This window comes from Kordiimonas sp. UBA4487, from assembly GCF_002389025.1.
Taxonomy (GTDB): Bacteria; Pseudomonadota; Alphaproteobacteria; order Sphingomonadales; family Kordiimonadaceae; genus Kordiimonas; species Kordiimonas lacus.
The window spans coordinates 46,024-72,858 of record NZ_DGNR01000015.1; the positions used below are offsets into that span (position 1 = coordinate 46,024).

A 26,835-nucleotide genomic window follows, 5' to 3' on the forward strand; every position below is an offset into this window, starting at 1 on the left:
ATGATAACCGGTCTGATGCGTGACATGCATGACACAGTCAGTATTGTGTAAGGGAGAGGGCTAGGTGCCAGATAATAAGGCAAACCCAGAGGTTTCGGGCGGTGGGGCCAACACCACAGGCCGTCCGTATCTCATTGTATTAGGAAATGAAAAAGGCGGGTCGGGCAAGTCGACAACCGCCATGCATATTGTTGTTTCGCTGCTGCGCGAAGGCCGCCGTGTGGGCACCATTGACCTGGATGCCCGGCAGAAAAGCCTGACGCGCTATATTGAAAACCGCCGGGCCTATGCCGAACAGAAGGGACTTGATTTGCCGCATCCGATTGAGCTGGTGGTGCCCAAGTCCGAGCTGCGGTCGGCGGATGAAGCCGAAGCGGACGAAAAGCAGCGGTTCGAGGAAGCCTACGTCAATCTGGCGGACAAGGTGGATGTGGTGGTGATCGACTGCCCCGGTAGCGACACGTTCCTGTCGCGCCTCGCGCACACGGCCGCCGACACGCTGGTGACGCCCGTGAACGACAGCTTCGTGGACCTGGACCTTTTGGCGCGCGTTGACGCCACCACCCACAAGGTGGCAGGCCCAAGCCTCTATGCTGAAATGGTATGGAAGGCGCGCCAGCGCCGCGCCATGGCGGACGGCAGCTCCATCGACTGGGTGGTGCTTCGGAACCGGGTGGGCGCGCTGCACGCCAAGAACAAGGAACGGGTGGAGCGGGTGCTGAATGAGCTGACCAAGCGCATCGGCATTCGCCATGTATCCGGCCTGGGCGAACGGGTGATCTACCGCGAGCTGTTCCTGCGCGGCCTGACGCTGATGGATCTCAAGGAAGCGGGCGGCCTGGACGGCAAAGGCCTTTCCATGTCGCATGTGGCAGCGCGGCAGGAAGTCAGGAAACTGATGGACGCGCTGAACCTGCCGTTCCGTAAAGATGAGGAGGCCTGAGCGCCGTGATCGCCTGGTTTGTCATTGGTCTTATCCTGGCTGCTGCGCTGCTTGCTCTCCTGAATTGGTGGGCCAGCGCTGACGTCAAGGCAGCAAAAACCAGCCTGTTCTGGGCCATTGTGGGCCTGTGTGGCCTGTTTGGCCTGGTGATGGTGGCGGCGGGCAAGCCCTTCTTCGCCATCATTCCCGCGGGCTTCGCTGCCTGGCGCATGTTTGGTGCCAAGGCGGCAGAGCGCGTGAAGGGGGGCGGGCAGGGCGCCGGTGGCCGCTCCGGTGGCTCCATGACCCGCAAGGAAGCACTGGATGTGCTGGGGCTCAAGGAAGGTGCCAGTGAACAGGAAATTAACCAGGCCTACCGTAAACTGATGGCGCAGTGCCACCCGGACAAGGGCGGAAACGACTATCTGGCGGGCAAGCTGAACGAAGCAAAACAAACCCTTCTCAGGAGGTAAGGCGCGATCCCATGGGGCGCTGGTACAAACCGCTGGTTATGCTGATGGCGCTTTTGGCGCCAAGTGGCGCGTGGGCGCAGCCAGCGCCAGAGCCCTGGATGGAAGGTCGCCCTGTGCTGGTGGGCACCATCACCCACAACCCGCCTTATGTGTTTGAAAACCCCTCAGCGGGGATCGACCTTGATCTGGTTAGGGAAGCGTTTGCCCATGTGGGGCTGGAGGTTGAGTTCGTTCATGCGCCGCTCTCAAGGGTGCAGGTTTTGCTGGCCACCGGCAAGGTGGATGCCATGACCACCTTCCGCACCATTGAAGACCTGTGCGTCAACAGCATTCCCTTCAGCTATTGGCATGACGGCATTTCCGTCCCGGTCGAATCGGAAGCACCCATCAGCTCCATCGAAGACCTCAAAGGCATGCGCGTGGGCATGTTCCCGGGTGCGGTGAAAGTATTGAAATATCTGACGCCTGACGATGTCATGACCTTCGGAAGCAGCATGATCGTTTACGACAGGGAGCAGCTTGTCAGGGTGCTTCTCTACAGGCGGCTGGACGCCTATATCGGCGACTATTGGGCGCTTGAATATGCCTATCAGCAACTGGCCTCAGACCAGCCGCGGCCCTATAAGGTGGCCGTCCGCTTTGCGCCCACGCCGCGCCAACTGTGCGTGCGCGATGAAGCATTGGTAAAGCGTTTCAATGAGGGCGTGGCGACCATGCTTGCGGGCGACGCCCCGGCAAGGGTCAGGGCCCGCTATCTTCAGCATGGTGAGCCTTAGGCCAGTAAGGCCATTTCCATGTTGACGGGGCGCGCCGGCGCTGACACTTTGGGCGAAATTCACACATTCAATTTGTTGCTTTTCCAGGGATCCTTTCATGGCCGGTCACTTTTTCCATCACACCATCCTGCGCGAATATGATGTCCGCGGCATTGTGGACGACACACTGCATTACGCTGATGCCATTGCGCTCGGCAAAGCCTACGGCACACACGTGCGCCGTGAGGGCGGCACAAGGGTGTGTGTGGGCTATGACGGGCGGGTGTCTTCCCCGAAGATGGCGGAAAACCTGATGGCGGGGCTGGCGTCAACCGGGCTTGAGGTGATCAATATCGGCCTTGCGGGCACGCCGATGCTCTATTTCAGCGTATTCGAGCTGGACAGTGACGGCGGCATCATGATCACCGGCTCCCACAATCCGGCCAACTATAACGGTTTCAAGATGATGATGGGCAAGAAGCCTTGCTTCGGCGAAGCCATTCAGGCCATCGGCAAAACCGCCAACGAAGGCGATTATGAGGTGGGCGAAGGCCGCATCCGGGAAGAAGATGTGTTTGACCGCTACATTGACCGCATGATGCGCGACGTGGATATGCAGGCCTTCACCATCGTGTGGGACCCGGCCAATGGCTCCCTGGGCCCCGCAGTGGAAGCCCTGGTGAAGCGCCTACCGGGCAAGCATATCGTGATCAATGCGGAGGTGGACGGCACCTTCCCGAACCACCATGCCGACCCGACCGTGGAAGAAAACCTGGAGCAGCTCAAGGCCGCCGTGGCCAAGCATGGTGCGGACATGGGGCTCAGTTTCGACGGTGACGGTGACCGCATCGGCGCCACCGATGGGCAGGGCCGCGTGGTGTGGGGCGACCAGATGCTGGCCATCATGGCAGGGGACCTTCTGAAGGAACTGCCCGGTGCGCCGATCATTGCGGACGTCAAGGCCAGCCAGGCGCTGTTTGACCGTATCAAAGAGCTCGGCGGTACGCCGGTGATGTGGAAAACCGGCCATAGCCTGATCAAGGACAAGATGGTGGAGCTGAACGCGCCGCTCGCGGGCGAAATGTCAGGCCATATTTTCTACAAGCATAAATTCTACGGCCATGATGACGCACTTTATGCCGGTATCCGCTTCCTGAATGCCATCACCAAGCAGGGCGGGGACCTTTCCGCGCTCAAGGACGGCCTGCCGGCCGCCATCAACACGCCGGAGCTCAGGTTCGACTGTGACGACGTGCGCAAGTTTGACGTGGTCAAGGAAGTGAAAGCCCGGCTTGAAGCCGCGGGCGCCGAAATGTCCACCGTGGACGGCGTGCGTGTGCAAACGTCAGACGGCTGGTGGCTCCTCAGGGCGTCCAACACGCAAGCTGTGCTGGTCGCGCGATGTGAGGCGTCAACGGAAGCCGGTCTCGCCCGCCTCAAACACGCCCTCGTCGAAGCCCTCAAGGCCTCCGGCGTCGCCGCGCCAAGCGACTTTTAAGGGCGCGCGCTCGGTCATGCCCGCTCTACTTGGCTGCCGTAACGAGCTCAATTGGGGCAGTCCGCCAAGAAATCATAGTTGCCGAAGGGAGGGTCAGGCGTGAAGCATAGTGCAACATTCTATGGCGTCATGGCCGCCGCGATAGCGATGCTGGTCGCCCCCTTCTTCATGGCTGGGGACTATTCCAATATCCATAACGCGGTCAGCGAGCTCGGCGCGCAGAATACGTCCAATTCCTGGGTCATGAATTTGGGATTTGTACTTTTTGGAATCGGCGTTGGTGTGGACGCATCAATGCGGCTCAAGTCAGCTCCAATTGTAGGCGCGGCCTTCCTGATTTATGGGATCGCGATGGTTCTGGTGGGGATTTTCTCTCACAAGCCAATTGATCCTTTGCTGCCTTACGACGCCTTTGAGGATGATTTGCATTCTCTGTTTGCCACTGTTGTAGGCACGACATTTTCAGTGGGGACACTTTCGCAGGCCTTTTGCGAAAGGGCTATGGCAAGGAGAACCGCATGCGTGGCGGCTGCCCTGAGCGCCGTCATCCTGCCTTTGTGTATGCTTCAGTTCCCGGATGTTCAGGGTGTGCCACAGCGGTTCATGTTCGTAATCAGTTTCTTCTGGCTCGTCGGCTTTTTGCCTGAAAAACCACCGGGCAAAACGAACCTCTGATCGATCAATTGTCCGGCCTAAAACATCCCGTTTTCGTTTTTTGATGTCTCCGGCACCGGCATGGCCACGCCCCAGTGCTCCACCATCTTGCCGTCTTTCATGCGGAAGATGTTCACCACCGCGCCGCCCAGCTCATCCGGCGAACGCTTGACATGCATATGCAGCCACACAAGGTCACCGCTGGCGGCTGAGCGTACAATGCGGGCGGAATAGTTTGGGTAGCGCTTGGCTCGTGCGCGAAAGAGCGCAATCACCGCGTCCCGCCCGTCTTCAAGCCGTGGGTGGTGCTGGATGTAGGTGTCGCCAAAGCATTCCTTTGCCGCCGTGTCCACATCCAGCTTGTTCTCAAGTAAGTCCATGCAATAGATGGCCTTCTCAAGGTTGGCGGCTTCAAGGGCATGTTGCTCTGCATCTCCGGCGAAGCCTGGAGCCGTCGTGAAGAAGGCGAGCGCACTGCCTGCAAGGCAACGTAGGGTTTTGGCTGTCATCGTGTCGTGTCCCCATCGGGTTACTATTGAAACCACCATAGCGTCTGGGCGGGCTGGAGACAGGCATATGCGGTCAATCGGTCGTGATGCGCGACAGATCGGGAAAGTGTCACAGTCTTTGCCAAATCCTTAACAGGAATCCCGTTTTCCTTCACCGCATCTTTACCCTTTTGGCACAGTCTGAAGGGGATACAACTGGTGTGAAAATCGTCCATCACTTAATGGTGACGAAAAAAGTACGGACAGCTATTTGTAGTAGGCAATAGATATACTACATTATGTAGGTATGGATTGACGGAGGATCGATGCCTGACAAGCGAAAAGACGGAAATGATGGTGGCGACACGGGTGTGTTAACCCGGTCTGAGGCCAAAACCAAAAAGCCGTCCATGTATAAAGTCCTGCTTCTCAACGACGATTACACCCCTATGGAATTTGTGGTGCACATCTTGCAACGCTTTTTCCGCATGACCATCGAGGAAGCGACCGAGGTTATGCTGCATGTGCATCAGAAGGGTGTGGGCGTGTGTGGTGTCTTTACCTATGAGGTGGCCGAAACAAAAGTAAATCAAGTACTTAGCTTCGCCCGCCAGAATGACCACCCGCTCCAGTGTACGCTTGAGAAAGAATGAGTTCCCACGCGCCGCTAAGGTTTCTTAGGGGCGCTGACAGCCGAAGGAAAAAAGAGTGCCAAGTTTCTCCCCACATCTTGAAGAGACCCTCCACAGAGCACTGAAGGAAGCCAACGAGCGCAGCCACGAGTATGCCACGCTTGAGCATCTCCTGCTGGCGCTCCTTGATGACCCTGAGGCCGTCGCGGTTCTGAAGGCCTGCGATGTGGATATCGATGTGCTCCGCGCCCAGATCATCGAGTATCTCGACGACGACATGGAAAACCTGAAGGTGGAAACCGACGGGCTTGAAGCCACGCCGACCGCCGGCTTCCAGCGCGTGGTGCAGCGGGCACTCCTGCATGTCCAAAGCTCGGGTCGCGAGGAAATGACCGGCGCCAACCTGCTGGTGGCGTTGTTCTCCGAGCGTGAAAGCCACGCTGTCTACTTCCTGCAGAGCCAGGACATGACGCGGCTTGATGCGGTCAGCTATATCTCCCACGGCATCGCCAAGGTGCCTGAATTCGGTGAAGAGCGCCGGGTGCGTGGCGCCGCCGAGGAAGAGGAAACCGTTCAGGCGGAACCTGCCGCCAAGCCTGAGAAGGCAGATACCGCCCTCGCGGCTTATTGCGTGGACCTTAACCAGAAAGCCCGCGACGGCAAGATTGACCCGCTCATCGGCCGGGAGGCCGAGCTTGAGCGCGCGGTGCAGATCCTGTGCAGGCGCTCCAAGAACAACCCGCTGCTGGTGGGTGACCCGGGCGTGGGCAAAACCGCCATCGCCGAAGGCCTGGCGCGCCGCATCATTGAGAAAGATGTGCCTGGCGTGCTTGAAGACGCGACGATCTATTCGCTCGATATGGGCGCGCTTCTGGCGGGCACCCGGTATCGCGGTGACTTTGAAGAACGCCTGAAGGCCGTGGTCAAGGAGCTTGAAAATCTCGAGGGCTCGATCCTGTTCATCGACGAAATCCACACGGTGATCGGGGCAGGGGCGACGTCTGGCGGCGCCATGGATGCTTCGAACTTGCTCAAACCAGCGCTGGCCTCGGGCTCGATCCGCTGCATGGGCTCCACCACCTACAAGGAGTTCCGCAGCCATTTCGAGAAAGACCGCGCGCTTCTGCGCCGTTTCCAGAAGATTGACGTGAACGAGCCAACAGTTGAAGACACGGTGAAAATCCTCAAGGGCCTGAAGCCATACTTTGAGGACCACCATAATGTGCGCTTCACGGCGGACGCCATCAAGACGGCAGTGGAACTGTCGGACCGCTATATCTCAGACCGCAAGCTGCCGGACAAGGCCATCGATGTGATCGACGAGACAGGCGCGGCCCAGATGCTGCTGCCGCCCTCCAAGCGCAAGAAAACCATCAGCGTGAAGGACGTGGAAGCCGTGGTCGCCAAGATTGCGCGCATCCCGCCCAAATCCGTGTCCCGCGACGAAAGCCGCGTGATGCAGACGCTGCAGAAAGACCTGAAGCGCGTGGTGTTCGGCCAGGACAAGGCCATCGATGCCCTGTCGGCGTCGATCAAGCTGTCGCGTGCGGGTCTTCGTGAACCGAACAAGCCAATCGGCTCTTATCTCTTCTCGGGCCCCACGGGTGTGGGTAAAACCGAGGTGGCGCGCCAGCTCTCCAGCCTTCTGGGCGTTGAGCTGCACCGCTTCGATATGTCCGAATATATGGAACGTCACTCGATTTCACGCCTGATCGGTGCGCCTCCGGGCTATGTGGGCTTCGACCAGGGCGGTCTTCTGACCGACGCGGTCGACCAGCACCCGCACTGTGTGCTTCTGCTGGACGAAATCGAAAAAGCGCACCCGGACCTCTTCAACGTGCTTCTGCAGGTGATGGATAACGGTACGCTGACAGACCATAACGGCAAGAAGATCGACTTCCGCAATGTGATCCTGATCATGACCACCAACGCCGGCGCGGCTGAGCTTAGTAAATCCGCCATCGGCTTCGGGCGTGAGACGGACGAGACCGCATCCGATGACGCGATCAAGAAGATGTTCAGCCCCGAATTCCGTAACCGGCTGGATTCGACCATCGCGTTCGACTTCCTGCCGCCTGAAGTGGTGGCCCGTGTGGTTGAGAAGTTCGTGCTGCAGCTTGAGCTTCAGCTGGCGGACCGCAATGTGGAAATCAGCCTGACGGAAGAAGCCAAGGCTTGGCTCGCTGAGAAGGGCTATGACCGCCACTATGGCGCGCGGCCGCTTTCCCGCGTGATCCAGGAGCATATCAAGACGCCGCTGGCCGACGAACTGCTGTTTGGCAAGCTCGCCAAAGGCGGCGAAGTGGTCGTGAAGGTGAAGGACAAGGAAATCGCCTTCGAAATCACGCCTCATGCGCCCACACCGCCAAAAGCGAAAGCGCCGAAGAAAAAGACAGCCAAGTCTGGCGTGCCCGCCACCCGCAAGGAAGGCAAGCCGCCAGTTCCGGTGAAATAACGTACCGGTGAAATAAGGTTCTGTGAGACCAATAATGAAGGCCAGCAGCTTCGGTTGCTGGCTTTTTTCTTGATTGGTGATCCGGTGCGCGCTAAAGACGGCGCCCTTTCACTGCATTCCTGGGGACCTGCCATGCTGACAACCGACCGCCTGATCCTGCGCCCGTGGGTTGACGCGGACCGCGAACCCTTCGCCGCCATCAACGCCTGCGCGGATGTGATGCGCTATTTCCCCAGCGTGCAAACGCGCGCGCAATCCGACGCCACGGTCGACCGTCAGATGAAGGCGCAGGCCGACAGGGGCTATTGCTTCTGGGCCGCAGAAAAGCGCGACGACGGCCAATTCATTGGCTTTATCGGCATCCAGGACGTGCCGGATTATTACGGTATGAAGGGCGGCATCGAGATCGGCTGGCGCCTGGCCGCCAGCACGTGGGGGCAGGGGCTGGCGCCAGAGGGCGCGCGGGCCTGCCTGGCTTATGCTTTTTCAAAACTTGGGGCGCCAGAGGTGGTGGCCTTCACGGCCAAAGTGAACAAGCCGTCGATGCGGGTTATGGAAAAGATCGGCATGACGCGCGATCTGGCGGGTGACTTCGACCATCCGATGATTGATGAGGGCCACCCTATTCGCCCGCACGTGCTTTACCGCATCAAAGCGGACGCTGTTCTTTCCTGCTGATTGTCATGCCGGGGCATTGACCCCGGTATGACGGAGTTTACTTTTTCCTGAACGGCGAATGGTCAGTGAAATAGGCGATGTCGCCTTCGACCGCCTGGCGCTCTCCGCGCAGGTAGCGGTCGACCGCATCATGGAAGCCTGGGTCGCGCAGGTAGTGGGCGCTGTAGGTCTTTACCGGTTCATAGCCGCGGGCCAGCTTGTGCGGGCCCTGGGCGCCGGCTTCGACGAACTTGAGGCCATGCGTGATGGCAAAATCAATGGCGCGGTAGTAACAGGCTTCGAAATGCAGGCAGGCATGGTCTTCCACGCAGCCCCAGTGGCGGCCATAGAGCGTGTCATGGCCGATGAAATTCAGCGCTGACGCGACGGGGCGGCCTTCAAAGCTGCAATGCACCAGAAGTATACGGTCTGCCATCCGTTCGCCAATCAGCGAAAAGAATTCCCGGTTCAAGTACGGCTGGCCCCATTTGCGCATGCCGGTATCAACGTAGCAGGTGAAGAAATGGTCCCAATGTGCTTCCGTGATGTCGCTGCCGGTCAGGCAGTCGATCTGGATACCGGCTTCAGCAACCGTGCGCCGTTCCTTGCGGATCTGCTTGCGCTTTCTAGACGACAGGGCCTCGAGAAAATCTTCAAAATCGCGGAAGTCGCGATTGCGCCAATGGAACTGTTGGTCATTTCTGATCAGGTAGCCGTTCGCGCCCGCGAGCGTGGCTTCCTTTTCCGGCAGGAAAGTCAAATGAATGGAAGACAGCCCCAGCTGGTCCGTCAGGCCCCGCCCGGCTTCCAGAAGCGCCAGCTGGCCCATCTCGTCCGCGCGCGACAGCAGCCTTGGGCCGGTGGCGGGCACAAAGGGGATGGAAGACTGGAGCTTGGGGTAATACTGCCCGCCTGCGCGCTCATAAGCCTGGGCCCAGGCATGATCGAACACATATTCGCCGTAGGAGTGGCTTTTCATATAAAGCGGCATCACGGCGAGGGGTGCGTCCATGCCCTCAAGGCTGATGCGCGCGTGATAAGGTTGCCAGCCTGTTTCAGCTGCCGCGCAGCCGCTCTCTTCAAGGGCCTCAAGGAAATCATAGCTGAGGAAGGGGTTGCCGGAACCCGCGCAGGCGTCCCAGGCGTCGCGGCCGATCTCGGTAATAGCGTTTGCGAAGGAAGCCTGGATTTGGGCTCCGTCAGGCATGCTAGAAATCCTCGCCCACCACCGCCGGGGGCTCAAAAATCACGGCGTCCGCGTGCTCGCGCCCGATGGCTTCAAGGCGGCTGTCGCGCACCGTCCAGGTCAGCAGTGGCTTACCCTTGGCGCGCCATTTGGTGCAATAGGTGTTCGGCAGCAGGTTGATATCGCAGGCCAGGAAATCCGGCTTGCATTTATGGACCGCGAGCTGAAGCCCGAGACGCTTCCTGACGCCCAGCAGCACCTCTCGCCCAATGACTAGCCCGCGGGCATATTTGGGCATATAGGTTTTGAACCAATGCACGATGCGTGGGTCGAAACTCATCACCGCCACAGGGCCTTGGTAGCCTTCAAACGAATGGCGTACACCCGCGCACAGCTTCTGGATGTCCATTTTGGGATGGGATTTGATCTCGATAAACAGCGGCACGTGGCCATCCACCGCATCCATCACATCGGGCAGGCTGGGGATTGGCTTACCGCTTTTCCCCACCATGAATTTCCGAAGCTGCTGAAAGCCCCATGAACTAACGGGGCCCTTGCCGTCGGTCATGCGGTCGATCGTATCATCATGAAACACGACGATAATGTCGTCACCGGTGGCCCGGACATCAATTTCAACGGCATAGCCCGCATGCACGGCATCCGACACGGCGGCGATGGTATTTTCCTCAGTCACTGTACCGGGTTTGTGAAGCCCGCGGTGGGCCACGTCTTTTTCGGTCAGCCAAGGAAACTCACGGGATGCTTTCTTGCCGTTTGCCATGTCAGTCCCTGATTTCAACGAGCGCGTCAATTTCCACCGGTACATTCAGCGGCAGAGCGTTCACGCCTACGGCTGAGCGGCTGTGGCGCCCCTTGTCGCCGAATACCTCAACCATCAGGTCGCTCGCGGCATTGATGATCTGCGGCTGGCCGCCGAAACCGTCGGTGCAGTTCACGAAACCACCCAGCTTCACGACGCGCACAACGCGGTCCAGATCACCGTCGCAGGCTGCTTTCATCTGGGCAATGAGGTTGATACCGCACAGGCGGGCCGCCGCCTTGGCGTCGTCTTCGGATACCGGGTCACCCACTTTGCCTTCAAATGCCAGCTTGCCGTCCTGCATCGGGATCTGGCCGGAGATGCTGACCAGATTGCCGCTTCTGACAAACGGAACATAGTTGGCCACAGGGGCGACAGGGGTTGGCAGGTCAATGCCCAGCTCGTTGAGGCGTGCTTCAATGCTCATAAGGGTATCCAGATTCAAGAAAAACTTAAGAAACTTAAGCCCTTATAGCAAACGATCCGGCATAAAAAAAGGGCCTTGGCGGCCCCTGAGGCGTCATTCGCCGGCTTGACCGGCGAATCCGCTTTTCTGTCTGTGTTCGTGGCGATGGACTCGCCGATCAGGTCGGCGAGTGACGAACATAGATATTGTCTTAGGCCGTCTTCAGGTGCGCACCTTTGCGCGCCTGTTTGTCGTGGTACATGGCCTGGTCCGCGGCTTCAATGAGGGTCGCTGGGTCAGTCGTGCCGTCAAACGCCTGCACGCCGATGGAGCATTTCACCGGAATCGTGGCCCCGCCATAGCGGACCTTGCCGGCGTTGATTTCCTTTTGCAGGGTCCGAAGCCGTTTCATGCCTTGGTCGGCTGAACAGCGCTTCAGGATGACGGCAAACTCGTCGCCCGCGATGCGCGCTACAGTGTCGGACGGACGGGTGTGTTGCTTGAGCGCCTTGGCAACATACCGAAGCACTGCGTCCCCGGCCATATGGCCGTGCACGTCATTGATATGCTTGAAACCGTCCAGATCAATGAAACCAAGCACGCCGGATTCACCGTGGCGCCCTGCGGACGCCAGCGTCTGGCCGAGGGCAGAGCGGAGGCCGCGCCGGTTCGGGATGCCTGTCAGTTCATCAGTAACAGAAAGCTGTTCCAGGAACGAGATGCGCTCTTGCTGCTCGGACATGCGCTGTTCGGCGGCGGCAGCAAAGCTCAATACTTCGGTAATCAGTTGCCAGCCCGCGCTGTCGAACTTCATTTCGGCATTGGCAGCCGTCTGCATCAGCTTGCTCGCAAGGTTGCTGACATAGGGATTGATCTCTGCTTTGTCGTTCAGCTTATTCTTTGACTGCTCGATCATGCGTCTCTCCAAACGTTGGTTACTCAGGAGAAGACTAGCAAGTCCTGTGCCACGGTCGGCGCGTAGTCATGGTATTGAAATATAAGGGTTTTCTATTTCTTGGTGGGGGAGGGGGCATCTTTTGCCGGGAGAGAACTGCGCCCTTTGACGATGGCAGCCGTGCCAAATTTGCCGCGTAGGGCATCCATGGCCTTTTCGGCTGTCTGCCTTTTGGTGCGCGCGGGCTCGATCAGGTCGGGCTGGTCTGCTTCCGTGAGCGGCCGGAAATGGCTGACACCGATGCCGATCAGCCGGTAGGGCGATCCGTCGGCGAGCGGGCGCAGCAGCTGCTGGCCGATCTCGAAGATGGTGCCCGCAAGCTGGGTCGCGCCTGAGATGGTGCGGGACCGGGTGATAATGCGGTGCATGCTGGTCTTGAGCTTGAGCGTGATGGTCACGCCCGCTAGCTCTTTGCGCTTCAGGTCGGCGGAGACATTTTCACACAGGCCCCACAGCTTTTCCTCCAGCGCGTCATAGTCTGCCAGGTCTTTATCCAGCGTGCGTTCGCTCGATACGCTCTTGGTCTCGCTTTCCGGGCTGACGCGGCGGGTGTCTATGCCGCGTGACAGGCGGTAAAGCCGCTGGCCGGTTTCGCCGTAGCGACGGATCAGGGTGCTTTCCTCCATCTCCTGCAATTGGCTGATCTGGCTCAGACCGTCCTTTTCGAGCGCCTTGGCGGATTTTGCACCGATGCCGTAGATGCGGGTGATGGGCAGGCCCGCGAGCACGGCTTTCTTGTCGCTCTCGCCAATCACGGTGAAGCCGCGCGGCTTGTCCATGTCTGACGCCAGCTTGGCCAGGAACTTGTTGGCGGCAAGGCCGACCGAGACCGTGATGCCCACCTCGCGTTCCACATCCAGCGCGAACTTGGCCAACAGCTTGGCAGGCGAGGCCTTGTGCAGGCGCTCCGTGCCCGTCAGGTCCAGGAAGGCCTCGTCGATCGACAGCGGTTCTACAAGCGGTGTCAGGTTGCGCATCATCTCGCGCACCTGACGCCCGACCGCCTGATAGTGGCTCATACGCGGGCGCAGGATCACTGCATCCGGGCACAGCTTCTTGGCCTTATACATGGGCATGGCCGACCGGACACCGTTCATCCGCGCGATATAACAACAGGTGGATACCACGCCGCGGTGTTCGCCGCCAATCATCACCGGCTTGGCTGCCAGCTCAGGGTTGTCGCGCTTCTCAATGGAGGCATAGAAGGCGTCACAATCGATATGCGCCACTGTCAGGTCAAACAGTTCCGGATGCGAAATTGTCCTTGGCCTGTCGCACTTCGGGCAAATCTTCCCGCCCTCATATTGGTGCAGGCACACCCGGCACAGGCTGGGGCGCGGTGCGGTGGCGGGTGTCATGACGGGTGCCCTTGCATGAGGTCCTTCAGGTGGCTTTCAAGGGTGGGCCAGTCATCGAACCGCACATGGGCGTCGGGCGCCTTGCCAATGAGAGCCGCCAGCCTTGGGTCGCCAATGAAATGTACCCGGTGGATATCCGGCGCGTGGGCCGCGACTGACGCATGCTGGGGCGGCAGATCGTCCACAAACACTGTGTGGGCGCGGATGGCGTCCGCCAGCTGTTTGGCGCCGGGGCCCTTGTCGCCCTTGTTGGCGATGACGGGAAAATCCAGCCCCTGCGCCTTCAGGCTGGCTTCACGCCGGGCACGACAGCGGCTTGGCACATTCGACAGGATCGCGATCTGATAATGCTCGCGCAGACCGTCCAGTGCCTCCAGTGCACCGTCCACCAGGGGGACTTCATCAACGCAGGTATCAAAAAAGCCGGCGATATGGTCGCGAACCTGTTCCCCAGGTACAGGCGCATCACCGCCGAGCGGAAAGATGTTGCCGCTCAGCTGAAAGCTGGTCAGCCGAAGCTCCACGCCCTGGTTGACCAGGTATTGCTCCAGCGTTTCCACGAACCGCAGCAGCACTTCGTCCGCGTCCAGAAGAAGGAGCGGGCGGTGAGGATCGATGCCGGTGATCAGGTCGCTTACGCTTGTCATGGGCTTACCAATCCAGCCCATCGCCGCCGCCCAGGGTGCGCCATGCGGCCACCAGCGTTTCCGGTTTTTCGCCCAGCGTTTCGGCGCAGGCCATCAGGTCAGGCTCGAAGTTCACCAGGAATTCGAGGATTGAGGCCAGGAAGGCAGGGTCCGCGATACGCGCGCGGATATCGTCCACATCCACGCCAGACAGGGCCATGAAGCGGTCGCGGATATCATCCTCCTGGAAGATGAAGCCGGCGCTCTGGAGCGCGATGGTTTGGGCGGTGTCGGGAGTCATGGATTTTGCCTCGCAAGCGGTCGTTTTTATTCGTGTTGGTGCTATTGTCCCAAATTCCACCCGACTGGGAAATGACTTTTTTGGCACAAGCGCGGGCTTTTCGCGGAAAAATATATTTTAATCCCTTGACGGGCTTGTATTTTTACCGAAAGCACGACTATTATCAAAAAGGTTGGGTAATGAACCAAAGCGCCTTGTGGAGGGGCCAGGGGAACCGTATGGGTAAAAAGATCCTGATAGTCGAAGACAACGAACTCAATATGAAGTTGTTTTGCGATCTTTTAGAAGCTCACGATTATGAGACGATCCAGACTCGGGACGGTATGGCTGCCCTTGATCTGGCGCGCGAGCACAATCCCGACCTGATTCTGATGGACATCCAATTGCCGGAGGTCTCCGGTCTTGAAGTGACCAAGTGGCTGAAGGAAGACGAAGACCTCAGGAAGATTCCTGTGGTCGCCGTTACCGCTTTTGCCATGAAGGGTGACGAGGAAAAAATCAGAGAAGGGGGCTGCGAGGCCTATATCGCCAAGCCTATTTCCGTGGGACACTTCCTCGAAACCGTAAAACAGTTCGTAGGATAGAGGGCGATGACAGCTCGGGTGCTGGTGGTTGATGACGTTCCGCCGAACGTCAAGCTTCTCGAAGCTAAGCTGACAAGCGAATATTTTGACGTGCTGACTGCATTCAGTGGCCCTGAGGCGCTGGATGTGATTTCGCGCGAGCACCCCGATATCATCCTGCTGGATGTGATGATGCCGGGCATGGACGGTTTCGAGGTCTGCCGCCGGATCAAGGCAGACCCCGCAACGGCCCATATTCCTGTTGTTATGGTCACAGCGCTTGACCAGCCGTCCGACCGGGTGGCCGGGCTTGAGGCTGGGGCTGACGATTTCCTCACCAAACCTGTGCAGGACTTGGCGCTGTTCGCCCGCGTCCGTTCGCTGGTGCGGCTGAAGGTCATGATGGACGAGCTTCGGAACCGTGAAGCCACCGGCGCCAGCCTGGGCTGGGAAAACGAGGAAGAGCCAACCCTTGAGGTTGACGCACCCACAGACGGCTCAATCCTGATCGTAGACGAGCAGGAGCGGGTCATGGAGCGTATCGCGCGGGCGCTGGAGGGTGTCGGCGAGCTGACCTTCATGGCCGGCGGTGAGGACGCGGCCGAGCGTGCGCGCGAAAAGAATTTCGACCTGATTATCGTATCCCTCACCATGCGCAACACGGACGGCCTTCGGGTCTGTTCCAAACTCAGGTCATTCGAGGAAACCCGCCATGTGCCCATTCTGGTGATGGTGGACGACGGTAACACCAAACTACTGGTGCGGGCCCTTGAGATGGGCGTGAACGACTATGTGGTGCGCCCGGTGGACCGGATGGAGTTCCTGGCGCGGGTCAAGACTCAGCTGAAGCGCAAGCGCTACGCCGACAAGCTGTGGGAAAACTTCCACCTGTCGATGCAGCTGGCGACCACGGATGCCGTGACCGGCCTTTATAACCGCCACTATCTCACGAGCCACCTTGAGACCCGCCTGCAGGCGGCGCAGAAGTCCGGCAAGGCGCTGAGCGTCCTGATGATGGACATCGATCATTTCAAGAAAGTGAACGATACCTACGGCCACGCAGTGGGTGACCTGGTGCTGAAGGAATTCGCCAACCGGATCGGCAAGAATATCCGCGGCGTTGACCTGGCCGCGCGCTATGGCGGTGAGGAATTCGTGGTGATGATGCCCGAAACGCCGACAGACTGGGCCTTCATGATCGGGGACCGCTTGCGCCAGGAGGTGTTCGATAACCCGTTCGATGTTGGGGCCGCTGACGGCCCGCTGACCATCAGTGTCTCCATCGGTGTTGCCACCAGCGACGAGGGGCAAACCCCAGCTGCGCTTCTGGAGGCCGCCGACAAGGCGCTTTATGAGGCCAAGGAAAACGGCCGTAACCGGGTGATTATCGCCGAAGCCAACCGTTAGGCGGCGCTCCTCTAAAACCGAAGACCGTCAGGCCGGGCATTGTCCGGCCTTTTTTGTGGCTGTTGCTTTTAGCTGGGCTGGGCGCAATAAAAAACGCCGCGGCCTATGGTGGGGCGCGGCGCTTTTAAGATCAATCCGAAAACCAAGATTACTTGATCTTAGTTTCCTTGAATTCTACGTGCTTGCGAACAACCGGGTCATACTTGCGCAGGACCATTTTCTCGGTCAGTGTCCGCGGGTTCTTTTTGGTTACATAGAAGTAACCAGTGTCCGCAGTGCTAAGCAGCTTGATCTTGATGCTGGACGGCTTGGCCATCTTATTAACTCCAAGAAAACATTGTTCCAGGCCGCTTTTGACTACGACCACGTTGAGGGCGCAAAATACCCACACCGGCCCATAAGTCAAGCGCTGTTTCTCGGAATTTACATTATTTTCCGAGGGCCTTGCAAAACTAATTGAAAATGCTAACGCTCGGGTAACCATTTATGTGCCACAAGAATGGGTAACCAAGAGATAAAGGCCGGTTTATGTCCACCACTGATAATGATCTTCTTGAAGAACTTCGCACCGAAGCCATCGATACGGTTGAAGACCGTTTGCGCAACCTCACGGAAGCCGTGCAGGACTTCCAGGCGGGTATCATCCAGGGCAATGACGCACTGGCCGCGATCCGGCTTGAGGCGCACTCACTGAAGTCTGTGGCGCAAAGCTTCGAGATGAAATCCCTGAAGGTCATGTGCCACCGGTTTGAAGATTATTTCTTCAACATGAAAGAGCTGACGCCTGAGTCGTGCAAGGACATCCTGTTCTACGCTGACCGCATGGCCGAGTGCCTTGAGGCCTTCATCCAGAATCGGGAGATCGACGTCTCCCAGATGATGCGCAAGCTGCCGAACAAGGGCGGCTTCAATGTGGGCGATATCACGGTGACGGATATCGAGGTGATGCTGGTGATGGAACCGGGGATCGCCACCAAGATTGTCACGCGCGAGCTTCTGGAGTGCGGCTACCGTATGATCAATGTGGCCTCCACTATGGACGCCATCCAGCTGATCCCATCCATGCGGCCTGATGCGGTGATTGTCTCCCGCGTGATGCCGGAGCTGACAGGCATTGACCTGGCGTGTGCGCTCAAGGCCATGCCGTCCACGCGCGACATCCCCGTGGCGTTGATTGCCACCAGCCAGAGAGAGAAATACACCGACCTGCCGGCTGATGTGCCTGTGCTCAGGAAAGGTGCCAACTTCGCCGACGATGTCGCCGATGTGTTCGTCGAGCTGGGTATTCTCTGACGGTGCCTTGTGGCGTCCGTCAGTTAACCTATTGTCATGCCGGGACTTGATCCCGGCATCTCTGTTTCTGGTCGCGTCGGAAAGAGATCCCGTGGTCAGGCCACGGGATGACAGGTTGACGTTCAGTCGCGCTTGCGGCGGCTGGTGCCCGGCTTGCCGGGTTTGCTGCCGCCCCGGCCTTTGCCTTTGGGCTTGCCGCCCTTGGCTCCTCGGGGGCGGTCATGGCGTTTGGCCAGCTTTGGCGCGCGCTTGCCGCCTTTCTCAACGAAATCCGGCAGGTTGCCTTCGCCAACGAGCGACAGCTTCAGGCCGCCTGTGAATTTGTTGGCTTCTTCAAGCCGCACCTCAACCCGGTCGCCCAGGCGGAAGACTTCACCGAAGCGTTCACCCACAAGGCGGTGATGCGCTTCGTCCAGCTCATAATAATCCGCGCCGATCTCGGAAATCGGGATCAGGCCGTCGCCGCCTGACGGCTCCAGGCTGACAAACAGGCCAAAGCGGGTCACGCCGGTGATTCGGCCAACGAACTCCTTGCCTACCTGATCCGAGAGATAATTGGCCAGATAGCGGTCAGTACTGTCGCGCTCTGCCGCCATGGCGCGGCGTTCGGTGTTGGATATCTGTTCGCCAATCGCGGCCAGTTCTTCAACCTCAAGGTCGGTCATGCCGTCTTTGCCGAGCTTCAGCGCCCGGATCAGGCCGCGGTGCACGATCAGGTCGGCGTAGCGGCGGATCGGCGAGGTAAAGTGGGCATAGCGGGGCAGGGCAAGGCCGAAGTGGCCCATATTGTCCGGGCCGTAGTAGGCCTGGGTCTGGGACCGCAGCACCACATCATTGATCAGATGTTCCTGCGGCGTGTCCTTCACCTTATGCAGGATGCCATTGAACAGGCGCGGCATCATCACCGCCCCCTTGGCCAGATTGAGGTCCATGGTCGCCAGGAAGTCCCGCAGGCTCTCAAGCTTTTCCATCGGCGGTTCTTCATGGATGCGGTACATGGTCGGCAAGTGATGCTTTTCCATCTCTTCCGCGGCACACACGTTGGCAGAAATCATGAATTCCTCAACCACCCGGTGGGCGTCGAACCGGTCCCGGAGGGTGATGCCTGTCACATGGCCGTCCTCATTGATCTCCACCCGGCGCTCCGGCAGGTCCAGGTCCAGCGGCTCACGCTTGGCGCGGGCTTCCATGATGGATTTGAACGCCCCCCACAGCGGTTTCAGCACGGGTTCCAGCAGCGGGCCCGTCAGGTCAGACGGTGTGCCGTCAATGGCTGCCTGGGCTTCGGTGTAGCTGACGTTGGCGGCGCTTTTCATCAGGCCGCGCACGAACTTGTGGCGTATCTTGCGGCCCTTGCTGTCAAACCACATGTGTACAGCCATACAGGCACGCTCCACGCCCGGCATCAGGCTGCAGAGGTCCGCTGACAGCGCTTCCGGCAGCATGGGCACCACACGGTCCGGAAAATAGCAGCTGTTGCCGCGCTTAAGCGCTTCGCGGTCCAGCTTGCTCTCCGGCTTCACATAGTGGGCCACGTCTGCGATGGCGACAATCGTGTGCCAGCCGCCCTTGTTCTCGGGGTCCGGGTCCGCTTCGGCCCAGATGGCATCGTCATGGTCGCGCGCGTCCGCGGGGTCGATGGTAATCAGCGGAATATCGCGCAGGTCCGTGCGGCCCTTCAGGTCCACCGGCTTGGCCGCTTCCGCTTCCTTGATCACATCATCGGGGAATTCATACGGGATATCATGCGCGTGGATCGCAATCATGCTGATCGCCTTGGCACTGGAGATATCATCCAGCCGCTCTTTCACGCGGGCACGCTTCGGCCCCATCTGACGGCGGCTGTTGACCGGGTCGGCCAGCACAAGCTCGCCTTCCTTGGCACCGGCTGTGTCGTCGCGGTCAACCCAATATTCGTCGCGGTTTTTCTTGTCCACCGGGTGGATGCGGCCACCGTTCTCATTGCCGTGGAAGATGCCCATGACGGCACTCGGTGCCGGCTTCAGCACCTTCAGCACCATGGCCTTGTAGGTGGGTGGCTCGTCCTTGATATGCGTCAGCCGCACCAGTGCCCGGTCGCCGCGCCCAAGGGCAGGGCCGCCTTTGCCGCGGCCGCGTTTCTTTTCCTTGAGGAAAATGATCGGCACTTCACCGCCACCCTCAAAATTCACCGGCTTGACCAGGACCTCGCCCTGTTTGGTAAGGCCTGCAAATTCAACAACCTGCACGCCGGGCAGGCGGTCAGCAGGCCGCAGCGCATGGCTGGTGTCCTTCGAAAGGATTCCGTCTTCCGACAGTTCTCTGAGCGCTTTTTTCAGGTGCACCTTGTCCGGGCCCTTCACGCCAAAGGCGCGGGCAATATCGCGTTTCGTGACCTTGCCGCCCTCGAAACCGCGGATGAACTCCATGATTTCTTCTTTAGTGGGTATCTGGCCGGGTTCTGTTTTACGCGCCAAGGGCGGTATCCTTTCGGGAGTGCGGGCGGCTGAGGCACCGCCCGTCGGAATGGTTTGGCCTTAGGAAGCCTTTTTCTTCGGCGCAGCCTTTTTCTTGGCTGGGGCTTTCTTCGCCGCCGCTTTTTTCTTTGCGGCAGGCTTCTTTTTGGTGGCTTTGGCGGCCAGCCACTCAAGCGCCTGCTCGAGTGTTACGCTCTCTGGCTCCGTGCCCTTCGGAAGCGTTGCGTTGGTTCTCTTGTGGTTCACATACGGGCCATAGCGGCCATCCAGAACGCGAACCGCATCGCCGTCGTCCGGGTGCTCACCCAGTTCTTTCAGGACTGTCTTGCCGCCGCCCTTTTTGGCTTTGGCGTCCGCCACCAGGGAAACCGCACGATTGAGGCCCACGGTGAAGACTTCCTCGGATGACTGAAGCTTGGCGTAGGTGCCGTCATGCGCCACATAGGGGCCATAGCGGCCAATGGCGCTGGTGATCATCTTGCCGTCTTCTGGGTGCGCGCCAATTTCACGCGGCAGGGACAGAAGCGCCAGGGCTTTTTCAAGGTCCACATCGCCGGTGTCTATATCCTTGGGGATGCTGGCGCGCTTCGGCTTTTCGCCCTTCACCGCTTCACCCACCTGGATATAGGGGCCAAAGCGGCCGGTGCGGATGGAAATCGGCTCACCGCTCTCGGGGTCATTGCCCAAAGTCGCTGGCTCGTCCGCATTGCCGTCACCGTCTGCGTCACCCTTGTTGCCGAACTGGCGGGTATAGCCGCATTCCGGATAGTTGGAGCAACCGATAAAGGCGCCGTAGCGGCTGGTCTTCAGGCCCAGGCGGCCATCGTCGCATTTCGGGCACTTGCGTGGGTCTTCGCCGCCTTCCTTGGCTTCCGGGAACATCATATGCTCAAGGAACTCATCAAGGGCGTCGATAACGACCGAGTTACGGACACCAATGATTTCTTCGGTCTTCGGCTTGAAGGCCTCCCAGAATTCGGCCAGCACCTTCTTCCAGTCTTCCTGACCGGCAGAAATATCATCCAGCTGTTCTTCAAGGTTCGCCGTGAAATCATATTCCACATAGCGGGTGAAGAATTTCTCCAGGAAGGCGGTAACCAGGCGGCCCTTGTCGTCCGGGATGAAGCGGTTGCGCTCCATATGCACATAGCTGCGGTCCCTGAGGACCGACAGGATCGACGCGTAGGTGGACGGGCGGCCGATGCCCAGCTCTTCCATGCGTTTCACCAGGCTTGCTTCCGTGAAGCGTGGTGGCGCGTCGGTGAAATGCTGCTTTGGTTCAACGCCTTCAAGGGTCAGAACTTCGCCTTCCTTGATCATTGGCAGGCGGGTTTCATCCTCGTCGCCTTCGTCATCCTTGCCTTCTTGGTAGACAGAAAGGAAGCCGTCAAACTGGATGATGGTGCCGGTGGCGCGTAGCTCGGCTGTCTGGTCGGCGTTCATGATGGTCACGGTGGTGCGCTCGGCAACCGCGCTTTCCATCTGGCTGGCGATTGTGCGGCGCCAGATCAGCTCATACAGCTTCTTTTCGTCCGCATCCAGCGTGTGCGCGACCTCACTTGGTGTGCGCATCGGGTCGGTTGGTCGGATTGCTTCGTGCGCTTCCTGGGCGTTCTTCGCCTTGGTCTTGTATACGCGCGGGCTGTCCGGCAGATATTTGTCGCCATACCGGCTCTCAATCACCCCGCGGGTCGCGTTCATGGCTTCCTGCGCGATGGTCACGCCGTCGGTACGCATATAGGTGATCAGACCGGTCACTTCACCGTCGATCGGTTTACCTTCATAAAGGCTCTGCGCCACGCGCATGGTACGCTGGGCCGGGAAGCCAAGCTTCCGTGCCGCTTCCTGCTGCAGGGTGGATGTGGTGAACGGTGGTTGTGGGTGGCGGCGGGCGGGCTTGCGCTCAACGCCTGACACTTTCAGCGGGGTGCGCTCAATCAGCGCCGCGGCAGTTTTCGCGTCCGCCTCATTGTTCAGGTCATATTTCTTCAGCTTGTCGCCGTTCATGGCGAACAGGCGGCTCATGAAGCTTTTGCCTTCGTCGCCTTTGACGCCGGCTTCCACGCTCCAATATTCCTGGGGTACGAATTTTTCGATCTCGGCTTCGCGCTGGCAGATCAGGCGCAGCGCCACAGATTGCACGCGGCCCGCAGACCGGGCGCCCGGCAGCTTGCGCCACAGCACAGGCGACAGCGTAAAGCCCACAAGATAATCCAGCGCGCGGCGGGCGAGGTAGGCATGCACCAGCTCGTCGTCCAGGTCGCGCGGCTCGGCCATGGCCTTCAGGATCGCGGATTTGGTGATCTCGTTGAAGACCACGCGTTTGACAGTAACGTCCTTCAGCGCCTTCTTCTTGTTCAGGACCTCAAGCACATGCCAACTGATGGCTTCCCCTTCGCGGTCGGGGTCAGTCGCGAGATACAGTTTATCCGCGCCTTTGACGGCGTTGGCGATCTCGGTCAGGCGTTTGTTCGAATCGCGGTCGACCACCCAGTCCATCGCAAAGTCTTCATCCGGCTTCACGGAACCGTCTTTGGCAGGCAGGTCCCGGACGTGGCCAAAACTGGCTAAGACCTTGTAATCCTTACCAAGATATTTGTTGATGGTTTTTGCCTTCGCTGGCGATTCCACGATTACGACGTTCATACGTCAGCCCGTTCCTTACTTTATAATAATGGTGCGCTATAGCGCTTTGCCTTTGCTTTCACCTAGTTCGAAGCGGCGGCGATTGCAATGACCTTCTTCATTTCAGGCGTAATTTCGGGAAACCCGACCGCCCGAATGACGGGTGATTTCGCCGGCAAGTTCCAGTTCCAGGAAGGCGGCCAACACCTCTTCTGTGCTCGCGCCTGACTGCCGCACAACGTCATCCATGTGAATGGGTGTACTCGTCAGCAGGCCAAGCAGATCACTTGTGCCTGTTGGCGCCTTGGGGGCAGGGGCGGGGGAAATGGGCCCTATGGGTGTGCCCTTTTGTGCCACGGGGGCACTATTTTGGGCACGACGGATGCGCGGGGTGTGCCCCTTTTGCCCAGGGTCGGGCAGGGTTTGCATTTCGGCTAAAATATCGTCGGCGCCTTCCACCAGTACGGCGCCGTCCTTGATCAGGTGGTTGCCGCCTTTGGCGCGCGGATCAAGGGGCGAACCGGGGATGGCAAACACCTCGCGACCCTGCTCGGCGGCGAAGCGCGCGGTAATCAGCGAGCCGGACTTGATTGCGGCTTCGACCACCAGGATGCCCTGCGAAAGCCCGGAGATCAGCCGGTTCCGGCGCGGGAAATGGCGTGCCTGGGGCCGCGTGCCCATGGGCATTTCCGATACCAAAAGGCCGACTTCCGCGATCTGGCGTTGCAGCGCCTCGTTCTCGGGTGGGTAGAAGATATCCAGCCCGCCCGCCACGCAGGCGATGGTGCCATGGTCAACAGATGCCTGGTGGGCCGCGGTATCGATCCCGCGCGCAAGGCCTGATGTAATGGTGACGCCCGCGTCTGCGAGCGCGCTCGCGATGGTGCGGGTCAGCTTCAGTCCGGAAACGCTGGCGTTCCGCGCCCCCACGATGCCAACACTGCGGCCATGGAGCAAGTCCAGCCGCCCGATAGTAAACAGCACGGGCGGGGCGTCCTCGATGGCTGCCAGTTGGGGTGGGTAGTCAGCACCATTCAGGAACAGGGCGTGGCCACCAACCTCGGTGATGCGCTCCAGCTCCTGTTCTGCGGCAGACTGTGAAGGGGGCTTGAGCGGCTTCTTGCGCCCGCGCCGGGCGGCAAGGTCCAGCGCACCTTCAAGCGCCTGAACCGCGTTCCCGAACCGGGCCAGAAGCCCCCTGAAGGTCACGGGCCCAATGCCTTCCGTACGAATAAGCCGCAGCTGCGCGAGCTTTTCTGCGTCCGACAGGGACTGGTCTGTTTCCGTTTTGTTCATGGTGGCAGAGTGCCGCCGGTGTGCACCAAAGTCAATCACTGGTGGCAGGAGTGCGCGCCTTTATTTGTTTTTCTTGCCGATTTTAGGTTCTTCGCCACGCATCAGGCGCGCGATGTTTTCCTTGTGGCGGATGTAGATCACCAGCGTCATGAAGGCGATGAAGATCCAGCTGTCAGGGCCCACGATATAATAGCTGATCGCGGGTGCCAGCAGCGACGCAATCAGGGCTGACAGGCTTGAAAAGCGGAAGACTGCGGCGGCCAGAAGCCACGTCACGCCGCACGCCAGCCCCAGAAGCGGGTTGATGGCGAAGACGGTACCAAAGAAGGTGGCAACGCCCTTGCCGCCTTTGAACTTAAGGTAAATCGGGAAACAGTGGCCAATGAAGGCCGCCGCACCCGCAAGAGGCGCGAGGGCAGGGTCCACCATATAGCGGGTCAGCAGAACCGCAATGGCGCCTTTGCCGGCATCCATGACGAGGGTCGCGAGCGCCAGGTCCTTGCGGCCAGTGCGCAGCACATTGGTGGCGCCGATGTTGCCGGAACCCACGTCCCGGATGTCACCAAGCCCGGCCATTTTGGTGAACAAAAGGCCAAAGGGCACAGACCCCAACAGATAGCTCAGGGCCAGTACCAGCCCCATCTCCCCCGAGAATGTCATCGCTACTCTCCGCTATAGAGCGCCTTGCCGCCCACGATCGTCTGCCAAACCTGCCCCTGAACGGGCAGCGTGTCAAACGGTGTGTTCTTGGCGCTGGCGCGGAAGGCTTCGCGGTCAATGCGCCACGGCTTGTCCGGGTCGAAGATCACCAGGTCTGCGGGTGCGCCGGCTTCGAGCTTGCCGCCGGGCACGCCCAGAAGCTCAGCCGGTGTGGCTGTCAGGGCCTTCAGCATGGTGATGAGGTCAACCTTGCCCGCATGCACGGGACCGAGCGCGAGGGCGAGTAGTGTCTCGAAGCCCACGATGCCGGCAGCGGCCTGACCAAACGGCAGGCGCTTGACGTCTTCGCTTTTCGGGTCGTGGTCGCTGACGACGGTATCAATGGTGCCGTCTGCAATACCGGCAATCAGCGCCAGCCGGTCTTCCTCAGACCGAAGCGGCGGGCTGACTTTGGCAAACGTGCGGTAGCCTTCCATGGCATTGTCATTGAGGTGCAGATAATGGGGGGCGGTAGAGCAGGTGACCTTCACGCCGCGTTCCTTGGCGGCGCGCACGGCTTCCACGCCTTCGCGGCTTGAGATCAGCGCGAAATGGATCGGCGTGCCTGTCATTTCACTGAGGCGCGCGTCGCGTTCGATCTGGATCACTTCGGCCATGGCCGGGATGCCGGCGAAGCCGAGCCGCGTCGCGATTTCGCCCTCATGGGCGATGCCGCCGTTCGCAAGCCCCACGTCTTGTGGGAACTGCACGATCACGGCACCAAAGTAGCTGGCATATTCCATCAGTCGGCGCATCACCTGGCTGCTAGATACCGGTTTGCGGCAATCAGTGAAGGCCACGGCGCCTGAGGCCTTCATCTGGCCGATTTCTGCCAGTTCCATGCCTTCCATGCCGCGCGTTGCAGCACCCATGGGGTAAACGTTGACCGTGTGTGTGTCTTCGGCGCGGCGGCGAATGCGTTCCACCACCGGGTCACTGTCGATCAGGGTTGTCTGGTCTGGCTGCAGGATCACGGTGGTAATGCCGCCGGCAAGGGCGGCATCCGCATCAACCGAATGGGCGCGCATGTCAATGAAGCCTGGGCACAACACACGTCCCTTGCAGTCTGTGACGGTTGCATCGTCCGGCACCGTTACATCAGGGCCGAAATCAGCAATCTTGCCGTTGTTGACGATCAGCGTGCCTTTGGTGTCGAGGCCGCTTGCCGGATCAATCAGGCGGGCGTTGGTGTAAGCCGAAATCATACCGCGTCCTCCCCGCGCAAATTCCGTGTCAGGATATCCAGGCAGGCCATGCGGACAGCCACGCCCATTTCCACCTGTTCTTCGATGGCTGAGCGGTCAAGGTCATCGGCTACGTCAGAGGCGATCTCCACGCCCCGGTTCATGGGGCCGGGGTGCATTACCAGGACGTCTTCCTTGGCGTATTTGAGCGTGTCGCGCGTCAGGCCCCAGAAGCGGTAGTATTCGCGAAGGCTTGGCAGGAAGGCGCCTTGCATGCGCTCCTGCTGCAGGCGCAGCATCATCACCACGTCCGCGCCCTTGAGGCCTTCGTCCATGCGGTGAGACACTTCCACACCCAAGCGGTCAACATCCTTGGGCAGCAGGGTTGGTGGGGCAACAAGTCGGACCCGCGCGCCCATGGCGTTAAGCAGATAGATGTTTGAGCGGGCGACCCGGCTGTGGGCCACATCGCCTGAAATCACGATGGTCTGGCCATGCAGCTTGCCTTTGCGGCGGCGGATGGTCAGCGCGTCCAGCAGCGCTTGGGTCGGGTGTTCGGCCCGGCCGTCGCCTGCGTTGATCACCGCGCAGTCCATTTTCTCAGACAAAAGCTTTACCGCGCCGCTGTCCGCGTGGCGCATCACCAGCACGTCCGGGTGCATGGCATTCAGCGTGGCGGCGGTGTCCAGAAGTGTCTCGCCCTTCTTGATCGAACTTGAGCCGGTGGCCATGGAGGTCACTTCCATGCCCAGGCGCTTGCCTGCGATCTCGAAGCTCATCAGCGTCCGGGTCGAGTTCTCGAAGAACAGGTTGATCTGCGTCAGGCCCGCGCACTTGGGCGAGGACTTTTTCGGCTGCCTGTTCTGCTCGACATAGGCGTCGGCCACATCCAGGACGTGCTTGATCGCCGTTGGATCAAGATTCCAGATGCCTAGCAGATGTTTATGAGGGAAAAGGTGGCCCGAGGGCGGAGAAACTTCCGCGCGCGGGTAGGACTGTGTGTCGGTCTGTTGCGTGCTCATTAAGCCCGCCTTATAGGCCCAAAATTTGAGACCTGCAAGCACCTTGTCCGCCTGATGGATTTGTCTGTGATCAGGGGCGGCGTGGCGGCCCGGTAACCACCACG

26 protein-coding genes are annotated in these 26,835 nt (G+C 59.7%); 11 read left to right on the forward strand and 15 right to left on the reverse strand.

Features of this window, described 5'->3' with window-relative positions; all coding sequences use genetic code 11:
• Nucleotides 1-64: 64 nt before the first annotated feature.
• From B3Z17_RS16630 to B3Z17_RS16650, 5 genes are all read left to right on the forward strand, one after another.
• The gene (locus B3Z17_RS16630) at nucleotides 65-943 is read left to right on the forward strand and encodes a division plane positioning ATPase MipZ (RefSeq protein ID WP_068307027.1); all 879 of its coding nucleotides are present in this window, start codon (nucleotides 65-67) and stop codon (nucleotides 941-943) included.
• Between the two features lie 5 nt (nucleotides 944-948).
• A complete protein-coding gene (locus B3Z17_RS16635; protein ID WP_286830866.1) occupies nucleotides 949-1,395 on the forward strand; it encodes a J domain-containing protein in 447 nt (148 codons plus the stop codon).
• Nucleotides 1,396-1,406: 11 nt separating this feature from the next.
• Nucleotides 1,407-2,171 carry a substrate-binding periplasmic protein gene (locus tag B3Z17_RS16640; RefSeq protein WP_286830867.1) on the forward strand — a complete coding sequence of 255 codons (765 nt, stop codon included), beginning with the start codon at nucleotides 1,407-1,409 and terminating at the stop codon, nucleotides 2,169-2,171.
• Nucleotides 2,172-2,268: 97 nt separating this feature from the next.
• Complete coding sequence (pgmG, locus tag B3Z17_RS16645) at nucleotides 2,269-3,648, forward strand: phosphoglucomutase/phosphomannomutase PgmG (protein WP_286830868.1); 1,380 nt, start codon at nucleotides 2,269-2,271, stop codon at nucleotides 3,646-3,648.
• Nucleotides 3,649-3,747: 99 nt separating this feature from the next.
• Nucleotides 3,748-4,323, forward strand: a complete 576-nt coding sequence (locus B3Z17_RS16650) for a DUF998 domain-containing protein (RefSeq protein WP_286830869.1) — start codon at nucleotides 3,748-3,750, stop codon at nucleotides 4,321-4,323.
• Between the two features lie 17 nt (nucleotides 4,324-4,340).
• On the opposite strand, the gene B3Z17_RS16655 is transcribed toward B3Z17_RS16650, so the two are convergent.
• Nucleotides 4,341-4,811 (reverse strand): nuclear transport factor 2 family protein, encoded by a 471-nt coding sequence (locus B3Z17_RS16655; protein WP_286830870.1) that lies wholly within the window; start codon nucleotides 4,809-4,811, stop codon nucleotides 4,341-4,343.
• A 305-nt stretch (nucleotides 4,812-5,116) separates the two neighbouring features.
• On the opposite strand from B3Z17_RS16655, the gene clpS reads away from it, so the two are divergent.
• The 3 genes from clpS to B3Z17_RS16670 all read left to right on the forward strand — a co-directional run bounded on the left by clpS (nucleotide 5,117) and on the right by B3Z17_RS16670 (nucleotide 8,555).
• Nucleotides 5,117-5,443, forward strand: a complete 327-nt coding sequence (clpS, locus tag B3Z17_RS16660) for an ATP-dependent Clp protease adapter ClpS (protein WP_068307021.1) — start codon at nucleotides 5,117-5,119, stop codon at nucleotides 5,441-5,443.
• Between the two features lie 55 nt (nucleotides 5,444-5,498).
• Nucleotides 5,499-7,877 (forward strand): ATP-dependent Clp protease ATP-binding subunit ClpA, encoded by a 2,379-nt coding sequence (clpA, locus tag B3Z17_RS16665; RefSeq protein ID WP_286830871.1) that lies wholly within the window; start codon nucleotides 5,499-5,501, stop codon nucleotides 7,875-7,877.
• A 132-nt stretch (nucleotides 7,878-8,009) separates the two neighbouring features.
• Nucleotides 8,010-8,555, forward strand: a complete 546-nt coding sequence (locus B3Z17_RS16670) for a GNAT family N-acetyltransferase (protein WP_286830872.1) — start codon at nucleotides 8,010-8,012, stop codon at nucleotides 8,553-8,555.
• 37 nt (nucleotides 8,556-8,592) lie between these two features.
• Here B3Z17_RS16670 and B3Z17_RS16675 read toward each other — a convergent pair whose 3' ends face one another.
• From B3Z17_RS16675 to B3Z17_RS16705, 7 genes are all read right to left on the reverse strand, one after another.
• Nucleotides 8,593-9,741: a GNAT family N-acetyltransferase gene (locus B3Z17_RS16675; protein WP_286830873.1), complete on the reverse strand. Its 1,149-nt coding sequence runs from the start codon at nucleotides 9,739-9,741 to the stop codon at nucleotides 8,593-8,595.
• Between the two features lies 1 nt (nucleotide 9,742).
• Nucleotides 9,743-10,501 carry a glycerophosphodiester phosphodiesterase family protein gene (locus B3Z17_RS16680; protein WP_286830874.1) on the reverse strand — a complete coding sequence of 253 codons (759 nt, stop codon included), beginning with the start codon at nucleotides 10,499-10,501 and terminating at the stop codon, nucleotides 9,743-9,745.
• 1 nt (nucleotide 10,502) lies between these two features.
• Nucleotides 10,503-10,967 carry a RidA family protein gene (locus B3Z17_RS16685; RefSeq protein WP_068307016.1) on the reverse strand — a complete coding sequence of 155 codons (465 nt, stop codon included), beginning with the start codon at nucleotides 10,965-10,967 and terminating at the stop codon, nucleotides 10,503-10,505.
• A gap of 190 nt (nucleotides 10,968-11,157) precedes the next feature.
• Nucleotides 11,158-11,862: a GGDEF domain-containing protein gene (locus tag B3Z17_RS16690; protein ID WP_068307015.1), complete on the reverse strand. Its 705-nt coding sequence runs from the start codon at nucleotides 11,860-11,862 to the stop codon at nucleotides 11,158-11,160.
• A 92-nt stretch (nucleotides 11,863-11,954) separates the two neighbouring features.
• Nucleotides 11,955-13,259: a DNA polymerase IV gene (locus tag B3Z17_RS16695; RefSeq protein ID WP_286830875.1), complete on the reverse strand. Its 1,305-nt coding sequence runs from the start codon at nucleotides 13,257-13,259 to the stop codon at nucleotides 11,955-11,957.
• Nucleotides 13,256-13,906, reverse strand: coding sequence for a hypothetical protein (locus B3Z17_RS16700; RefSeq protein WP_286830876.1), 651 nt, complete (start codon nucleotides 13,904-13,906; stop codon nucleotides 13,256-13,258). Before B3Z17_RS16700 ends, B3Z17_RS16695 begins: the two co-directional genes overlap by 4 nt.
• A 4-nt stretch (nucleotides 13,907-13,910) precedes the next feature.
• Complete coding sequence (locus B3Z17_RS16705; protein ID WP_286830877.1) at nucleotides 13,911-14,186, reverse strand: DUF3572 domain-containing protein; 276 nt, start codon at nucleotides 14,184-14,186, stop codon at nucleotides 13,911-13,913.
• A gap of 218 nt (nucleotides 14,187-14,404) precedes the next feature.
• On the opposite strand from B3Z17_RS16705, the gene B3Z17_RS16710 reads away from it, so the two are divergent.
• Together B3Z17_RS16710 and B3Z17_RS16715 are read left to right on the forward strand one after the other, a co-directional pair.
• Nucleotides 14,405-14,770, forward strand: coding sequence for a response regulator (locus B3Z17_RS16710; protein ID WP_020401241.1), 366 nt, complete (start codon nucleotides 14,405-14,407; stop codon nucleotides 14,768-14,770).
• Between the two features lie 6 nt (nucleotides 14,771-14,776).
• Nucleotides 14,777-16,156: a PleD family two-component system response regulator gene (locus B3Z17_RS16715; RefSeq protein WP_068307011.1), complete on the forward strand. Its 1,380-nt coding sequence runs from the start codon at nucleotides 14,777-14,779 to the stop codon at nucleotides 16,154-16,156.
• Nucleotides 16,157-16,304: 148 nt separating this feature from the next.
• Here B3Z17_RS16715 and rpmG read toward each other — a convergent pair whose 3' ends face one another.
• Nucleotides 16,305-16,472, reverse strand: coding sequence for a 50S ribosomal protein L33 (gene rpmG / locus B3Z17_RS16720; RefSeq protein WP_068307010.1), 168 nt, complete (start codon nucleotides 16,470-16,472; stop codon nucleotides 16,305-16,307).
• Between the two features lie 212 nt (nucleotides 16,473-16,684).
• Between rpmG and B3Z17_RS16725 the strand changes: the two genes are divergently transcribed.
• A complete protein-coding gene (locus tag B3Z17_RS16725; protein ID WP_286830878.1) occupies nucleotides 16,685-17,449 on the forward strand; it encodes an Hpt domain-containing protein in 765 nt (254 codons plus the stop codon).
• Nucleotides 17,450-17,571: 122 nt separating this feature from the next.
• Here the strand turns inward: B3Z17_RS16725 and rnr are convergent, their stop codons facing one another.
• The 6 genes from rnr to B3Z17_RS16755 form a co-directional block, all read right to left on the reverse strand.
• On the reverse strand, nucleotides 17,572-19,905 hold the full coding sequence (rnr, locus tag B3Z17_RS16730) for a ribonuclease R (protein WP_286830879.1): 2,334 nt from the start codon (nucleotides 19,903-19,905) through the stop codon (nucleotides 17,572-17,574).
• A 60-nt stretch (nucleotides 19,906-19,965) separates the two neighbouring features.
• Nucleotides 19,966-22,551: a type I DNA topoisomerase gene (topA, locus tag B3Z17_RS16735; RefSeq protein WP_286830880.1), complete on the reverse strand. Its 2,586-nt coding sequence runs from the start codon at nucleotides 22,549-22,551 to the stop codon at nucleotides 19,966-19,968.
• Nucleotides 22,552-22,653: 102 nt separating this feature from the next.
• On the reverse strand, nucleotides 22,654-23,826 hold the full coding sequence (dprA, locus tag B3Z17_RS16740) for a DNA-processing protein DprA (protein WP_286830881.1): 1,173 nt from the start codon (nucleotides 23,824-23,826) through the stop codon (nucleotides 22,654-22,656).
• Between the two features lie 60 nt (nucleotides 23,827-23,886).
• Nucleotides 23,887-24,486 carry a glycerol-3-phosphate 1-O-acyltransferase PlsY gene (gene plsY, locus B3Z17_RS16745; protein WP_286830882.1) on the reverse strand — a complete coding sequence of 200 codons (600 nt, stop codon included), beginning with the start codon at nucleotides 24,484-24,486 and terminating at the stop codon, nucleotides 23,887-23,889.
• Between the two features lie 2 nt (nucleotides 24,487-24,488).
• On the reverse strand, nucleotides 24,489-25,730 hold the full coding sequence (pyrC, locus tag B3Z17_RS16750) for a dihydroorotase (protein ID WP_286830883.1): 1,242 nt from the start codon (nucleotides 25,728-25,730) through the stop codon (nucleotides 24,489-24,491).
• Nucleotides 25,727-26,731, reverse strand: coding sequence for an aspartate carbamoyltransferase catalytic subunit (locus B3Z17_RS16755; protein WP_082714655.1), 1,005 nt, complete (start codon nucleotides 26,729-26,731; stop codon nucleotides 25,727-25,729). Before B3Z17_RS16755 ends, pyrC begins: the two co-directional genes overlap by 4 nt.
• Between the last annotated feature and the right edge of the window lie 104 nt (nucleotides 26,732-26,835).

Bases quoted from the DNA above. Each gene is read 5' to 3' on its own strand.
- B3Z17_RS16685 (WP_068307016.1), bottom strand. From the start codon at position 10,967: ATGAGCATTGAAGCACGCCTCAACGAGCTGGGCATTGACCTGCCAACC.
- pyrC (WP_286830883.1), bottom strand. From the start codon at position 25,730: ATGATTTCGGCTTACACCAACGCCCGCCTGATTGATCCGGCAAGCGGC.
- B3Z17_RS16695 (WP_286830875.1), bottom strand. From the start codon at position 13,259: ATGACACCCGCCACCGCACCGCGCCCCAGCCTGTGCCGGGTGTGCCTG.
- rpmG (WP_068307010.1), bottom strand. From the start codon at position 16,472: ATGGCCAAGCCGTCCAGCATCAAGATCAAGCTGCTTAGCACTGCGGAC.
- B3Z17_RS16680 (WP_286830874.1), bottom strand. From the start codon at position 10,501: ATGGCAAACGGCAAGAAAGCATCCCGTGAGTTTCCTTGGCTGACCGAA.
- B3Z17_RS16675 (WP_286830873.1), bottom strand. From the start codon at position 9,741: ATGCCTGACGGAGCCCAAATCCAGGCTTCCTTCGCAAACGCTATTACC.
- B3Z17_RS16725 (WP_286830878.1), top strand. From the start codon at position 16,685: ATGTCCACCACTGATAATGATCTTCTTGAAGAACTTCGCACCGAAGCC.
- clpS (WP_068307021.1), top strand. From the start codon at position 5,117: ATGCCTGACAAGCGAAAAGACGGAAATGATGGTGGCGACACGGGTGTG.
- B3Z17_RS16670 (WP_286830872.1), top strand. From the start codon at position 8,010: ATGCTGACAACCGACCGCCTGATCCTGCGCCCGTGGGTTGACGCGGAC.
- B3Z17_RS16715 (WP_068307011.1), top strand. From the start codon at position 14,777: ATGACAGCTCGGGTGCTGGTGGTTGATGACGTTCCGCCGAACGTCAAG.
- topA (WP_286830880.1), bottom strand. From the start codon at position 22,551: ATGAACGTCGTAATCGTGGAATCGCCAGCGAAGGCAAAAACCATCAAC.
- B3Z17_RS16755 (WP_082714655.1), bottom strand. From the start codon at position 26,731: ATGAGCACGCAACAGACCGACACACAGTCCTACCCGCGCGCGGAAGTT.
- B3Z17_RS16640 (WP_286830867.1), top strand. From the start codon at position 1,407: ATGGGGCGCTGGTACAAACCGCTGGTTATGCTGATGGCGCTTTTGGCG.
- pgmG (WP_286830868.1), top strand. From the start codon at position 2,269: ATGGCCGGTCACTTTTTCCATCACACCATCCTGCGCGAATATGATGTC.
- B3Z17_RS16690 (WP_068307015.1), bottom strand. From the start codon at position 11,862: ATGATCGAGCAGTCAAAGAATAAGCTGAACGACAAAGCAGAGATCAAT.
- B3Z17_RS16700 (WP_286830876.1), bottom strand. From the start codon at position 13,906: ATGACAAGCGTAAGCGACCTGATCACCGGCATCGATCCTCACCGCCCG.
- B3Z17_RS16710 (WP_020401241.1), top strand. From the start codon at position 14,405: ATGGGTAAAAAGATCCTGATAGTCGAAGACAACGAACTCAATATGAAG.
- dprA (WP_286830881.1), bottom strand. From the start codon at position 23,826: ATGAACAAAACGGAAACAGACCAGTCCCTGTCGGACGCAGAAAAGCTC.
- plsY (WP_286830882.1), bottom strand. From the start codon at position 24,486: ATGACATTCTCGGGGGAGATGGGGCTGGTACTGGCCCTGAGCTATCTG.
- B3Z17_RS16705 (WP_286830877.1), bottom strand. From the start codon at position 14,186: ATGACTCCCGACACCGCCCAAACCATCGCGCTCCAGAGCGCCGGCTTC.
- B3Z17_RS16655 (WP_286830870.1), bottom strand. From the start codon at position 4,811: ATGACAGCCAAAACCCTACGTTGCCTTGCAGGCAGTGCGCTCGCCTTC.